Origin of the sequence: Methylophaga thalassica MP, from assembly GCF_000214595.1 — a bacterium.
Taxonomy (GTDB): domain Bacteria; phylum Pseudomonadota; class Gammaproteobacteria; order Nitrosococcales; family Methylophagaceae; genus Methylophaga; species Methylophaga thalassica.
On record NZ_AFIG01000002.1, the window covers coordinates 38,824 to 52,474 of the forward strand.

The following is a 13,651-nucleotide window of genomic DNA, read 5'->3' on the forward strand; positions in this document are numbered from 1 at the left end:
CATTGTAATGCAGAGTAAAATCAACCACTAAATCCGAATACCCTTAAGATCATGGCATTGGTTTATAAAGTCTGACCATGACTTTTTATCGGGAAAATGATTGAGATAATCCGTGATTGAATTAATAGTCTTATTGAGAAACTCAACAACATCGTCATGATGAGATTTGCCTATCAAACGTTTTAGTCTGGATAGAGCTTTAAACGGATCTTCTTTACCTATTCCGTTATCTAGTTCAGAGACCCATTTTGGAAAGGGCTTCATATACTCACAGAAATCATCTAGAAATTCTTCCAGATCCTCTATTGAATAAAACTCTAATTCAGCTTGGTTTTCATCCAAGTAATTCTCTATTGAATTTATCCCTGCAGCTATAACCTCATCAGGTAAAAACTCTTTGAGATATTCATAAATTTCTACTCTGTATCCGGCAAAATCAGTTAAGTCGTTAACATTAGGGTTGTAAAGAAAAATAGCTCGTATTTCAGCTAAACATCTAACTACTACGTTACGGTCATTATGAGGCAGCAATGAAAGTGGTTTTATGTCATAAGCGTATGGTGTGGCAGAAACGCTCAATAAAAGCTTTTCACGAAAATTATCGTTATAGTCAGTTTGTATACCAAGAGTGGGTGATAAAAAATTATGACTTTCATCAGTAGACTGATTTAAACGTCTATCCCATTCACTAAGACCACTCTGAAATAACTGATTAATTCCTCCACGATTACTGTATTTCAGGTTAAATGAGAGCTTGTTCAGATCAAGAAGGTTTAATGAATTCAAAAATAACCCTATTTCACCTGTTATCCATTTCTCTTTATCCGTAAATGCAAGCACATCAGTGAATTGTAAATATGTTTGCTCTAAGGCAGATTCTTCAAAAGTTGGTAAGACAATCATGTTCTGACTCACACAGGTAACAATATTTTGGCAGGTAACCGCTGAGCTTTTCCTCGATTAGCAGTAACGATGTTAAAAATTCGTTTCTCATCATCAGACTGAGCAAAATCTGAAGTATTCTGTGAGCTGTCCCTGACGTTTAACTTTGACCATTCAGTCAGTGTTTCAATTATTGATTGATGCTGATCAGCCATGCGTGCCTCCTTCTTAGTCTTGTTTAATACACTTACTTTTTAGTCTCACACGACTTTCATTTCACGCAACTACTATAAAAAAGACCGACTTTAAAGCCGGTCTCTAACTGAACTAAAAAACTAAGAACTATGGATTTGAGTTTTGTTTATTGTTTTTTTGTTTTCTGTATATGAACTGTTTTGCCAAAATATCTATGCTGATTTTTGATAAAGGTCTGTTCTTTTGAACTTGATGATTACAGACAGCCATAAGATTCTCGGCAAAGTCCTTAAGATCGTCTAATGATGCATTCATAATTCATTCCTCACCCTTTAGTCTTAACTGGGGCGGGGACAAACTCATACACCATATAATCGCCTTGCGTACTCGGCCCTTCTACAACAGCATTTGCAAGGTGTTGATGGTTTGCACTGTATAGCTCTTTGACTTGCTCAGGTTTCATGCTCGGGTCTGGATCAGGCATTTGTACTGAACCACTTCGAAAGATGCAAGTTAACGTTTTTATTTTTGACATATTTAACTCCCCCATTAGAAAGTAAATTTAAAAGCTTCGTTGGCACTTGCAGGCTGCTCATGGTCATCTGCTGCGTTTGAGACTTCATTTTCTGAATCTGTCTCAGAAACAGCTTCTGGCTGTGTTTCATTAGCAGACAAAGCTTCGCTGGTTGGTTGAGATTGTTTTTCTTCATCCTGAGCCGCAGGGGAGTTCTTTTTGGCTTTTGGTTTAGTTTTAGCTTCGGCTTTTGATTTTGAATTTTTGGCATTAGCCGTGGCATCTCTTAATGACATTAATAATTCTTGATACGAATCATTTGCTTGCTGACGAGCCTGACCATATCCAGAAAGCCTTTCCCCGAATTCAGTACTTAGCTCATCAAGTGACATATTTCTCATAGCCAGAGGCATTGAGAGGGCGCTACGGACTTGTTTAGCTTCTTCTGGTACTTTGGCTTCATCATCACTGAGTAATGGCAACACGATGATGTCTAAAGAGTCTCCCGAACGTGTAATATCCAAACGAAGATGTTCACTCTCAGCCAACGCCCCATGTATGCTATTGAGAAAGGTTAAAATGCTGTTTTCCATTGTTTGATCCTTTTATGAGATAAGCGGGGCAGTAGGTCTGCCCCATGCATTAGTTGTAACGCAGGTTTCTAATCGCGCAACTGAGCCTCTACGGGTAAATAACCTCTCCAATCAAATCCAGCTTTAAAAATGGCTTTTATTTGATCATCACGTTTACCTTTGAGTATTTCTTTCTCACAGTGACCGGTTTGTTTTCCATCCTTTGCGTCATACCATGCTAAGAATCCTGATTCAGTTACTAGAGCTTTTAAACCACTAACTGTTAAGGTCTGTAGATATTCTTCATCAACAAGAAAATGAGAACGCATATCTACGTTTTCAGCCTTGAGAATGGTATGGGCTGTTTTTATTCCGTCTGATTCTTCGTATTGAATTCGTTCAGGGGCAATGCCGCCTGCAAGCGTTGCAGCAAAAGCACTGATAGTCATATCCAGAGTTGATTCATCTAAGCTATGTAGCAAGGACACCTTCTCTGAACGAGAAGTCATAGAGAGCAATTTCTCAGCTCCGTATGTTTTTAGCCCTTTTTCAAGTTTGTCCGTGACTCACACATGCTTGATTGCTTCTGTTAACGCAATCAGTGACATGACCTTAGTTAATTTAGTATTCGACCAAACAGTGGCAGCTGCAGCTTTGTATTGTTTTCCTTGAATATACTCTTTGACACGCTTGGGTGTATCAGCCGATTTTTTTCTTTCCTTTGGTTTATCGGATTGAATGATGGCTGTAGTATGAGTTGGGCTGCTTAACTCCGTGACTTTTTGTTGTTCAATTTCCAACTCATCTTGATGTGCTTTAACCATTTGGCTGTTACATGACACATCAAAACATAAGCCCGTTTCTATCTGGCCTTCTTTACCTTTAGCTGTATTCATCAATGCACCAAAGTTTCCACAGCCTTGGCAAGCAGAATACTGCTCACGTCCAACCCCTTTTTCACCTTCTCGCATTAAATGACATCGAGTGTCAGCAGGGCGCTCAACATCGAGCCAAATGACAGGATATTCTTGCGACAGCTCTGTTTTTTCTCTTCAAGATGCTGTCTGGTTTTATTCTCATAACAGTCACGATTCAAGCAATGACCATCTGAGAGACTTTCATCAAATAGGTCAGCTGTAATACTTGAGTTATGAGGGCAGCCATTACAGCCAGTCAGATTAAATACCGCATCAGAGAGTTTGAATGCAAACTTACCCAACTGATCACGCAAGACAGAAACGCTGACACGTTTTTCAATCACGCTTACAAGAATTGAGTCCTGTAACTCTGCTGTCAGTCCTGCAAATAACTCAGCATGACCAATTGCAATCTTTCTCTGGTCAAGAGCATCCAATACGCTATCTGTACAGTGTAAAAGCGTCAGTCGTGCTTCTAGTTTCTTTTCAGTCCAACCTAATGCCAGTGCAGCTTCGGTTCTGTCACCTTTACATAGGGTAAGCATTCTCTGACAAGCTTTTGCTTCCTCGGCAGCACTCACATCCTGACGCTCACTATTTTCAGCCACCGCCATTGCCAGTGCTTCTTCATCACTAACAAGTCGAATCATTGCAGGAACAGTCTCTACATCTGCAATCGTTGCTGCCCGATATCGTCTTTCACCAGCAATTAAATAAAATGTTTTTCCATCATTGCTTGGTTTGATTACTATTGGTTGGAGGATGCCTTGTGCCTGAATGCTTGCAACCATTTCATTGAGTCTATCTTCCGAAAAGTATCTACGAGGATTAAATCCCTCCCGAACCGAAATCATATTTATTGGCAGGTGAATCATTTGCTTGTCATAAACATTTGCCATGACATCTTCTATATCTAATGAAACTGATTTTTCTATTTGTGTATTAGCAAGAGGTGCATTCATTTTCTTCTCCTATATATTTACTTATTACCCGATTGGGTTATTACCATTTGATCACGAAATTGAATTCGCGCAACTGCACGTAAATAATAGGTTTCAGGCTGAATTTGACTCTTTCGAGTAACCATAAAAAGCCGAAGCCTGCTCATCAATTAGCATCGGTGCTGATTTAAGGTTCTTAACATCCACAGTCATTCCATGATGGTCTATTTCCCCTTTTGTGAGTAACTGCCAAATAATGTTCATGGAGTAAGTTGCTAAGGTTCCATTGATAAATAAGTCTTGCCCATTTTCTCCAGTTAGCGCCTCAGCCAGTGAGCAACGTGGAGCATCATCAGTATCATGCTTAGGATTTGCGAGGTCGGGGTAGAGGTCGAACACCGTTGGCAGTCGGAGTGAGTCTTTATATGAAGAAATGACATGACCAAGCACGCACTGACCAGCATGTTGACCATTCCCCATATCAAGCCAGAGAACAGGGGAGTATGAAGTTTTGCCTGACTTAGCTAATTGTCCAAGCTTTACACGAAAAGAAGCTTTATCTACACATCCGATAATCAAATCAAAAGGTTCAACATTTTTGATTGATGGTTCAAAGAAATTTGGCTCCGCATCCCAATCTGATCCGTAGGACATATTGATTCGATGTGTAAGAGCAATAGATTTATAGTGACCTACGTCTGACTCAGAGAAACGCTGTCTACCAATATTGTGCGGTTCTACGACATCGGCATCAAAAGCTGTAACGTGGATTCCTTTAGGGTGACCAAGGGCTTTTAATCCAAAGTCTAAGCGGGTTAATGCATCCATAACCTCACCACCTGTGCCACCGATACCAACTACAGCAATTTTCAGTCTGTTTTCAAGAAACGACTGGGGTACGAAATATTTCATGAGAGTCTCCTTTCAAGTGAGTTAAATCAACACTTTCAGGTTCTCACGAAGTTAAAATCACGCAAGTCGGTTTAAGCAACGTCTAAAAAATTGATGATGTCTATGGAGGATTTAGTAAAGTGTAGAAGGGCTGTGTCAAAGAAAGATTTCTAAGAATCAGAGTGAATTAGGATAAAGGAGTGCTACTCAGTATCTTCAGAATTTAAACGTTTGTACGTAACTCTGGCCACCCAACCAAAAGTCAAAGAAGTAGATATAAGTGCTCCTATTACACCAGGACCAGGTTCCACATATACAAGAGTAATTAGTGCTAGCATTGGAAAAATGAATAGCATCAATGTGAAATAGAAAGATGCAAAAGTCAGTTCAACTGTATTACGACCCTGATTCCATATTCCCAAACTCATTAATACACCCATGCTTGCAAGCATTGCGTAAAAGACACCAGCTAAGGCACAAAAGAAAAAAAGTATTACAGCTCCAATCGTTGTCATGACACCATTGCATCCTTACTAAGTACTACACAGACAATAACAGCAGTTCGTTGTTTTAAGCTAGACTCTTTATTAACCGGCATAGACCAATATCCGGTTATTCATAGACTCATTCAACATAGTCATTTTAAATGCCAGCCTGAGGATTATATTTATCAAAGCAAGGTGAGCATTATGGCTGAAGACTTGGAAGCTTTTGACTCTAAAAGAGAACAAAAACAGAATGCAGAAATGGAGAAGGTTAAACAGTTTTTAACCGAAGAAGAGGTCAAAAGCGAATATTATATGGAGATGACTGTTACGCTTCAGTCAGCTCAAGCAAAACGTATATTTCGCCGTACTTTTGATCACATTCAAACGCAAATGACTGCAGCGACTTTGTTAACTCGTAAGTTTGGATTACGCGAGCTTTCAGATGAAAATGTTGCAAAGATTACCGAAAGCATAAAGCAACTATCTACAGAAATGAACAGAGATATGGAACAAGCCAATCATCTGATAGATGATGTTGGTCTTAAAATCGCTGCAATAACCGATGATAGTGTTGACCTCAATATAAAAATTACATGTCCAGAAGGTATGGCCTTTATGAATCTGATTCGCCAACTGGATAATTTAACGATGAAACTAAAAACGTTATGGATGGCTGGTGAAATTGCACTCTCTCACTCTGAGGACAGGGTTCATGCCTGGCAGGTACGTATATTCAAAACAGCAGATGCTATCAGGGCTCTTGGTCAACAAGCTTATATTGCAGCAGACAAGAAGAAAGACAGTGACCAGAAAAAAGCTGAAGCAAAACGAGCAGCTTATAAACAACGTCAGAACAACTCCACGAAAAAAGCAGCTGCAGTTTAATTTTTAGCAAATGGAAGTCGGTAAATCCGACTTCCATCTTCAACTAATTCCCAAGTAGACAGCCTTCCGCTCTACAGCAGCAAACTCAATTGTTTTTATTAACTTTTCTGAAGCACGCTTGTAGCCTTGGACAATAACCAAAACACTAATGAAACAAATCACCATAAAGACCAATGACTCAGCGCTGTCTCTCATTATTCCAGTTAGACCTTTATCTTCTATTTTTGAGATAAATCCTATATAAATATTTAGCTGAAACACAGAAATAGCCCAGACAACACCAAGGAACCATTTATAAAACGTTACTCGTGAATTTATACGAGAGAATATGCTTTCAATATTTTGTTCAAGTAGCTCAATCTTTTCTAATGTATTAATCCCAGCATCATGAATTAGCTTAGATACGTAAACAACTTGATCTTTTTCAACGGCATTAAGAGCGTATGTGCTTGGAACTGCAAAAATAACCAAAGCAATTGGAAGAAAAAGGCATAAGTACAAGGCCACCCTAGCGGCTAAAGATTGAGTTTCAACCTGTTCTATAAATATCGCTCCTATACAAAAAAAGAAAAATAAAAATACAACAAAACTACTATTGGTTTAAATAACTCTCTGAGACCAAATAGAAGATAATTTAAAGGAAACCAAACCCACCTTGCTGCCTTATTGAGAAGAAAACTATTAACTCTGAAATCTAGAAGATAGGACTCAGTTTCTTTAAGTATCCATTGGGTTTTCTCAAACATAAGTTACTTCTTTGGTTTATTATCATTATCCAATAACTCTTCACGCACAATGTGCACATCATCAGGTGCCTCTATTCCTATACGAACTTGATTACCTTTAGTTGCTAGAACAGTTACAACAATATCTTCATCAATGATCAGTGATTCACCTATTCTTCTTGTAAGTATTAACATATAAGCCTCTTTAGTTATTTACAGTTTCCAGCTTTACGATAGCCAGCATTTTGTGCATCAATTTCAGTATCAAATGGCACGATATTTCTAGGGCTTACCTTTTCATATGAGGGGCAGCCTTTTGGTAAGTGGTAGACCTTGCTGTTACGGTTTCCTCTTATAGATTGGTCGTTACTAATTAAATTGGTAGCAACACTTGAAGTTCTCATTTCGGACTTAACACCATCGCCAGAATTTTTATGTCCCAAGTTCCAAGTCACTTGGCCAGTAACAAAAGGATTATGATTTCCCATACGTCGGGCAATTCGTTCGTCTCTAAGAATTTCCCAAGCAGTTGGTGGATATTGTGTATTCCATGCCATATATAGCTCTTGTTGCTGTCTGCTCATTGGCAAGTTATATCGGTCGTGCATGTAGAATTGAACCCGAGCAATTAAGCCACGGGCTTCAGGCCTAGGCTCTGCCACCCGTGCATTAAAATCTACCTTAAAGGGACAAGCACCATACTGACTTACTAATTCTGGCAACACTCCAAAACGATAATTACTTCTGTCTGTTCACTACCTAGTAAAATCATAGTTGACATCTACCTATAAAAATATACAAATGAACATATGATTTATTAAGAGGCAATTTAGTGGCTAGACGAAGATTTAATTCCTCCAAACACTTTCGTTCACAAGCAAGAGTTGTGTATATAAAGAAATTTCAAGAAGGAAAAGCAATTTATACAAATCCAGCAGGTTGTCTTGAAGATGGTTGGCAATGGGAAAGAAAGCCTGGGTTTTGGCCAGAGATGCCAGTAATTTTGAATGGGAACGGAGTTCCATGGGATCTGGGCAATGCTTACCTTCTTTGCCACCTAAACACTGCTCTTAGATCAAAAATGGAATCAATCAAGGATCGAGCAAAAAGCTTGTGTTTTTATCTAAAGTTCATTGAAGACGAAGATCTAGATTTACTTGAATTCCCAGCGCAAACGAGAAGACGACCAACCTATCTTTTCAGATATAAACTACAAGAACTTATTGATCTAGGAATGGCTCCAAGTACCGCAAGTAAACATGTCGGCCATGTCATTGCTTTTTATAGAGGTATACTCAACCACAATCTTGTAGATGAGTCTCGTATTGGATCTAGACCATTTAGAAGCTTTAAGAGGTATGTTCAGACTTTGAATAATGAGGGTTTATCTCGATTTAAAGAGGTCCAAACAACCGATATTTCTATCAAGGTTACAAAAGCAGAAACTCGGCCAGACAGAATAATGGATGGTGGAGAATTGCGCCCTCTATCCATAGCCGAGCAACAGGCAATAATGTGGGGCTTGGAGCGAAAGTATTGCTCAGTAGCAACCGAATTAATTATGCTGACTATGCTCAATACGGGAGCGCGGATTCAATCAGCATGTACCCTTCGTGTAGGCCACATTAAAGAGGCATATGACGAACTTAAACGTACTGGTAAAAGTTGGGTTTTTATTCATTCTCACAGAAGTAGATTCCCAATCGATACTAAGTTTGGAAAGCCTAATAACTTTAGGTTCCCCAAGACCCTTATTGAGAAATTGTTCGTCTATATAAATAGCGAACTAAACGCTAAAAGAATGAAAAGCAGCTTCTTCGGTTTGAGCGATGAAAATTATGTATTCTTAACAGAGCAATCTAATCCATTCTATTCCTCGCGAAGTGAGATCAGGAAGAGGCAAGATGAAGCTGCTCATTGGGTTGTCAATGCTCCTGCATTCAGTCCTCAAAACGGAAGCACTTTTCGGGCAAATATTCGCAATTTCATTGCTCGTGTAAGACAAGATCGGCCTGAACTTGATGAGTTTGCGCCGCACGACCTTAGAGCTACCTTTGGTATGAACATTGTTAGAAAGCTTGCCAACGATCCTGAAAAAAGATTCACAACAACTCATATGGAACTAGCTGTCAAAACCGCTCTTAACCATAACGATATTGCTACTTCTAGACTATATGTCAATTTTGACGAAACGCTGCTTAACGTTAATTCGATTAATGAAATGCATGAAGCTATTATTCTTGACGGATACAAAGTTCTCGAAGCTATCTACGGGGAGAATCGAGTTTGATGGAGTATCGTCCAGAAATAATCATCCACATTACAGACAAGATAACAGAAGTTCTGAAACCCGAAATGACAGTGCTTGAATTCGATATCGACAACTCATGCAGAACTTGTGATGTAGGAAGTTGGTGTTACTCAGTAAGGAGTAATGCAAGAAACCCTAACCATAAGAGCCGTTCTGTCGCTAAGGAATCTATCGTTAAAGACAGGCTAAAGTATGTCGAACGAATAATCGAAGGACTACGAGCTAGCACATACAATCAAGCTACTGTTTATAGCCATGCAGGCAAGATAGCCAGGTTTATTGATTTCGCTGATAGTAAAGGGATGTCGTTATCTAATGATAAGGATTGGATTGAGTCGGTATATAGCTATTATGAACATCTAGTATTGAGCACGCGTTTAGCTGACGGTACGGAAGGTAGTTTGAAAGAGCGCTCTGCTTCAGCTGAACTATCATCTACCAAAAAAGCATTGGCATGGGCCTTGGAGTTAACAGATAACGAGGTCAGCTTAAAGATACCTCATATTAAAGAAGGTAAGTCAGAATCTCTTCCAGGAGACGACTTAGAACGCAACCAATTTGTGCAAGTATTGCTTGCTATTTTTGAGCGCTTCACAGACATACTAATCAATGAAAAACCGTTTCCTTTTGTATTAGACTTAAGTCATTGGGGCTTTGGTAAACATGTTTTCTCAAGATCTAGTCACCTGAGCAAAGCTTCATATACAAAATCTTTTGTGAATGATGATGCTGGCATTGTATCTAGAGAAGAAGTGCGTGGTCGATATACAGATTGGCGAGAATGCGTTGGTGTAATGTCTGTTTACGATAACTGGATCAAACGCCTAGACAAGACCAATAGCCTAAATACAGACTTACAGCGAAAGTCGCTCTATAACTCTGCAACGTATTGCTACTATCTTGCATTTATTGGGATTGTAGGTACCAATAATGGTGTCACCTCTGCATTAAGATTAAGCTCTTGTGAGAAATCTGAGCCGATCAATTGTAAAGCGCCTAGAGGCTACAGTTTCACTGGGCTAAAGGTTAGAGCGGGTAATAAGACAGTTTACCCAACAATGGGGAAAGAGTTTTACCAATTCCACAAGAAATATGAAAAGCTTCGTCAGTGGGGAGAAATTGAATTCGATTTAGATGTTCAAAGAGTAGGATTTTTTAGAATCTCTGGAATCGGTAAATGCGCCCCTTTGAATAAAGTCTCCATTGATACTCTTAAAGAATGGCTAATAGGACATTTACCTAATGTTAAGTGGCATACCCCTAGAGAGCTAAGAAAAGGTGTTTCATGGTCTTTTTGGAATCTAAGTAATGGTGACATCAATACCGTTGCTTGGAAACTACAGAATGACGTGAAAACTACCCTCAAGAGCTATTCCAATCCACCGAAGATAGCTGGATTAAAAGAACTTTCTACATTCATGAACGAAATGTGGAATGAAGCAATAGATTCATCGAGAAGCGCCAAATACATTCCTGTACAGATAAATAACGGTCTACATAAAACGCCTGCTGGCCACTGTAATGCTAACGATTTATCTCAAGCTAAGCGTAGCGAAGGTTTTACCGACTCAGCACCCGAGCCAAACTGCAGTAGAAGCGAAACATGCTTTTTCTGTAGGCATTATGTTTTACATGCTGACGAAGAGGATATTCACCTTATAACTAGTTTAAAGGTATTGCTTCCATACGCGCAGAAACGCGCAGCAAACGAAGCTTCCTACGCCATTAAGTTTGCACCAATACTCTATAGAATTGATGAAATACTTGAAGAGCTAATAAAGCAATTTCCAGCTAAAAAATCTTTAGTTGATGATGCTATGAATAAAGTAAAGCAAGGAGATTTGTCAAAGCATTGGCAGAGTCATTTTGATCTACTAGCTGATTTGGAGGCATACTCGTGAATGTTCAACTAGTACCCTATGACACTATAGGGATTGCTCAGCATACTTCGCCTGATTCACTATCTACTGATGTTTCTACCCCTGATTCTAACCATGTTATAAGTCGGCGAAGAAACGGAGACATTCTGTCTGTTTTTGCTGATAATGTTTGGGATTTTTCTCTATACACGTCAAGACCAAATGCTCGTATATATTTCGAAAGTATATTTTCCGAAGATCATAGAGTCTTTGAAAGACAGAGTCCGCTCGCCAATTCTATCATTCAAGATTCTAAATTAATCATTCTAAATTTATGGTATCGAAGACAGCTATCAGTAAACAGCGTAATGGCGCTATGGATACAAATAAAATACTTAGCAAGATATGCTCTATCTTCTGGAATTAAGTTCGCAGATGTTTTAGGTAAAACCGAATTTATCGAATGTAGATTGGAAGGGGCGGAAAGTCGGTACCAAGAGTGGGTTAGGCTTGCAAGTCTATACAATCTGATTAAACACCTCTCGCAACTATCGCATCAGGTAAACGATTTCAACCTTATACCCTCTGTGGATTTAACTAAACTGGTAGCTGAACAAGCTCAGGAGCGCGTGGATGAAGCAATTAGAGAAAAAATCCAAACACCTGTCATTCCAATAAGGTTGCTCAGCGAGCTTATCGAACAAAGTACCGAGACCTGTTTTAAGTTTATGGAGGTCGTAACGGAAGTAGAGAAAGCCTGGGAACATTACGAAGTGACTAAGGAGAGAGCAGAAAAAGGGGAAATCAAATTCGGGAAATGGCGTAAGAGTAACGCTACTATCGCTCGACAGGTATGGAAATATATTAAAGAAACATATCCAGATATCGCTAACCTATTAGAAGAGTTACAAGTTGATAGCATTCAGGAATTAACAAACTATATTAGCTATATTCAAAAAACTTCAGCAGCTATGATTTCTCAATTTACTGGCATGAGGGTCTCTGAAGTACGAGCAATCCCTTTAAATAGCTATCGAAGGGTTACTTATGGGGAAGAAGTAATTTGCGGGTTTGATAGCTATACATTCAAGTTTGCTGGTAATTCTCCAAAGAAACAGTTCTGGGTTACGGCAGATCAAGCAGAACTTTACTATCAGTGCGCTCTTGCCAGTGCAAGGTTAATCTACAGGTTCTATTATTCGCTGAATATGGATTCTGTGAATCAAGATAAGTACCCTCTTTTTCCTAACCATAGTTCGAGGGTTGACAGCGAGACGCCTATATTTGTTGTGAACCCTCGGCCATTCAAAGAGGGATGGAGAGCCAGTACTAACAATACACTGCGTCGAGAGGCCTTTGTCATTACAAATGAAGACCTAGAAGAGATGCAGAGTTTCAACCCATGGGTCGACTTTTCTAAAAAAGGTATAGATGTCGGCAAGGAATTCCCTTTTGCATGGCACATGTATCGCCGTTCATTAGTTGTATATGCTGCTCGTGGAGGAGTATCAATTCCAGTAATTGCCAATCAACTCAAACATCCAATAGAAAAAATGACGGTTTATTATACTGATGGAAGTGCCTATGCGAATAATTTTGTAGAGAGAGGTACCAATCAGAATGAAGGATTATTCGATTTTATAAATGAACTTCAAGAAGAAGTTTTAACCATGAAGGTTGATGCTATTTGTAATGACATTTCTGATTATGAAGGAATCCTATTTGGTGGCGCAGGTGCAACTCTTCAGAGGCAAAAAAATAAAGGTATACTCCCTTCAATCTACGAAGACCGCGCTCTAACTGAGAAAGAAGTAAGATCAGGCAGACTATCATATCGGAGAACTGTAGTAGGAGGGTGCTCTTCCATAGAGCCTTGCGATAGAGTCGCATTTACCTCGATTCTTCCATGTATCGATTGTAGTGATGCTATTTTCAACGATGACACTGCCGAAATCATGGCTGATCAAATCGAAGTATGGAAAGAAGAAATCTCCATATACGGTGAAAAAAGTCCCTTTTCACTTCAGCGAGAAAAAGAAATATCTGTTGTAGAGCAACACCTTGCAGCACGAAACAATTTAATTCCTGTTAAGGAGATCATCGAGTGACTGAATTAAGAGGCGAAGCTTTATACTGGGAAGCTTTTGAACGACTGAAGTCTGGGAAAGCTCAGATCATTGATACTAATTCTCCTTCCTTTAAATTCACTAAAGATAATGTAGCGATTGAGGCGGGTAAGAAGAAAGGGTTTGTAAAACAGGAAAGATACCCTGATTTGTGTGATTCAATTGAAAATACTGAAAACACGAGATGTTCTGCCGCTAGTAGAGATCCAGAAAATTCCGATTCGATAAAGCTTATTACATCTCAAAAGAAGAAGGCAAATGCTCGATATTCAAAACTTAAGGCCGAACATGACCTCTGTTTGGAGAAGATGATGAATGTAGTGGTTTACTGATCCCGGACACCAT

General features: G+C 39.2%; 18 protein-coding genes and 1 pseudogene. 5 read left to right on the forward strand and 14 right to left on the reverse strand.

Annotation, left to right across the window (positions count from 1 at the left end; all coding sequences use genetic code 11):
• Window positions 1-27: 27 nt before the first annotated feature.
• From MAMP_RS10975 to MAMP_RS11015, 10 genes are all read right to left on the reverse strand, one after another.
• Window positions 28-903 carry a hypothetical protein gene (locus tag MAMP_RS10975; RefSeq protein ID WP_007146116.1) on the reverse strand — a complete coding sequence of 292 codons (876 nt, stop codon included), beginning with the start codon at window positions 901-903 and terminating at the stop codon, window positions 28-30.
• Window positions 904-911: 8 nt separating this feature from the next.
• Window positions 912-1,097, reverse strand: a complete 186-nt coding sequence (locus MAMP_RS10980) for a hypothetical protein (RefSeq protein ID WP_007146117.1) — start codon at window positions 1,095-1,097, stop codon at window positions 912-914.
• A gap of 127 nt (window positions 1,098-1,224) precedes the next feature.
• Window positions 1,225-1,392, reverse strand: coding sequence for a hypothetical protein (locus MAMP_RS16200; protein WP_007146118.1), 168 nt, complete (start codon window positions 1,390-1,392; stop codon window positions 1,225-1,227).
• Between the two features lie 10 nt (window positions 1,393-1,402).
• Window positions 1,403-1,627, reverse strand: a complete 225-nt coding sequence (locus MAMP_RS10985; protein ID WP_319946203.1) for a PRTRC system protein C — start codon at window positions 1,625-1,627, stop codon at window positions 1,403-1,405.
• Window positions 1,627-2,184: a hypothetical protein gene (locus tag MAMP_RS10990; RefSeq protein ID WP_007146120.1), complete on the reverse strand. Its 558-nt coding sequence runs from the start codon at window positions 2,182-2,184 to the stop codon at window positions 1,627-1,629. Before MAMP_RS10990 ends, MAMP_RS10985 begins: the two co-directional genes overlap by 1 nt.
• 68 nt (window positions 2,185-2,252) lie before the next feature.
• Window positions 2,253-2,612 (reverse strand): hypothetical protein, encoded by a 360-nt coding sequence (locus tag MAMP_RS10995; protein ID WP_139031925.1) that lies wholly within the window; start codon window positions 2,610-2,612, stop codon window positions 2,253-2,255.
• 117 nt (window positions 2,613-2,729) lie between these two features.
• Window positions 2,730-3,134, reverse strand: coding sequence for a hypothetical protein (locus MAMP_RS11000; RefSeq protein WP_007146122.1), 405 nt, complete (start codon window positions 3,132-3,134; stop codon window positions 2,730-2,732).
• Complete coding sequence (locus MAMP_RS11005) at window positions 3,134-4,042, reverse strand: PRTRC system ParB family protein (RefSeq protein ID WP_007146123.1); 909 nt, start codon at window positions 4,040-4,042, stop codon at window positions 3,134-3,136. The genes MAMP_RS11000 and MAMP_RS11005 overlap by 1 nt, the downstream gene beginning before the upstream one ends.
• 93 nt (window positions 4,043-4,135) lie before the next feature.
• Complete coding sequence (locus tag MAMP_RS11010; protein ID WP_007146124.1) at window positions 4,136-4,933, reverse strand: PRTRC system ThiF family protein; 798 nt, start codon at window positions 4,931-4,933, stop codon at window positions 4,136-4,138.
• Between the two features lie 182 nt (window positions 4,934-5,115).
• Window positions 5,116-5,427, reverse strand: coding sequence for a hypothetical protein (locus MAMP_RS11015; protein ID WP_040576530.1), 312 nt, complete (start codon window positions 5,425-5,427; stop codon window positions 5,116-5,118).
• Window positions 5,428-5,601: 174 nt separating this feature from the next.
• Here MAMP_RS11015 and MAMP_RS11020 point away from each other — a divergent pair, with 174 nt between their 5' ends.
• Complete coding sequence (locus MAMP_RS11020; protein ID WP_007146125.1) at window positions 5,602-6,285, forward strand: AcaB family transcriptional regulator; 684 nt, start codon at window positions 5,602-5,604, stop codon at window positions 6,283-6,285.
• A 39-nt stretch (window positions 6,286-6,324) separates the two neighbouring features.
• Here the strand turns inward: MAMP_RS11020 and MAMP_RS11025 are convergent, their stop codons facing one another.
• The 4 genes and pseudogenes from MAMP_RS11025 to MAMP_RS16635 form a co-directional block, all read right to left on the reverse strand.
• A complete protein-coding gene (locus MAMP_RS11025; RefSeq protein WP_040576531.1) occupies window positions 6,325-6,792 on the reverse strand; it encodes a hypothetical protein in 468 nt (155 codons plus the stop codon).
• A 242-nt stretch (window positions 6,793-7,034) separates the two neighbouring features.
• On the reverse strand, window positions 7,035-7,205 hold the full coding sequence (csrA, locus tag MAMP_RS11035; protein ID WP_007146127.1) for a carbon storage regulator CsrA: 171 nt from the start codon (window positions 7,203-7,205) through the stop codon (window positions 7,035-7,037).
• 14 nt (window positions 7,206-7,219) lie between these two features.
• Window positions 7,220-7,498, reverse strand: coding sequence for a sunset domain-containing protein (locus MAMP_RS16630; protein WP_454557343.1), 279 nt, complete (start codon window positions 7,496-7,498; stop codon window positions 7,220-7,222).
• Window positions 7,484-7,747, reverse strand: a pseudogene (locus tag MAMP_RS16635) (endonuclease); the annotation flags it as partial. The pseudogene MAMP_RS16635 and the gene MAMP_RS16630, both read right to left, overlap by 15 nt.
• Window positions 7,748-7,842: 95 nt before the next feature.
• Between MAMP_RS16635 and MAMP_RS11045 the strand changes: the two are divergent.
• The 4 genes from MAMP_RS11045 to MAMP_RS11060 are packed head-to-tail and all read left to right on the forward strand — an operon-like array spanning window position 7,843 to window position 13,638.
• Window positions 7,843-9,300 (forward strand): site-specific integrase, encoded by a 1,458-nt coding sequence (locus MAMP_RS11045; protein WP_007146129.1) that lies wholly within the window; start codon window positions 7,843-7,845, stop codon window positions 9,298-9,300.
• Entirely contained in the window at window positions 9,300-11,222 is a 1,923-nt protein-coding gene (locus MAMP_RS11050) for a hypothetical protein (RefSeq protein ID WP_007146130.1), read from the forward strand. Before MAMP_RS11045 ends, MAMP_RS11050 begins: the two co-directional genes overlap by 1 nt.
• Window positions 11,219-13,288 carry a hypothetical protein gene (locus tag MAMP_RS11055; RefSeq protein WP_007146131.1) on the forward strand — a complete coding sequence of 690 codons (2,070 nt, stop codon included), beginning with the start codon at window positions 11,219-11,221 and terminating at the stop codon, window positions 13,286-13,288. Before MAMP_RS11050 ends, MAMP_RS11055 begins: the two co-directional genes overlap by 4 nt.
• Window positions 13,285-13,638, forward strand: coding sequence for a hypothetical protein (locus tag MAMP_RS11060; RefSeq protein WP_007146132.1), 354 nt, complete (start codon window positions 13,285-13,287; stop codon window positions 13,636-13,638). Before MAMP_RS11055 ends, MAMP_RS11060 begins: the two co-directional genes overlap by 4 nt.
• Window positions 13,639-13,651: the final 13 nt, after the last annotated feature.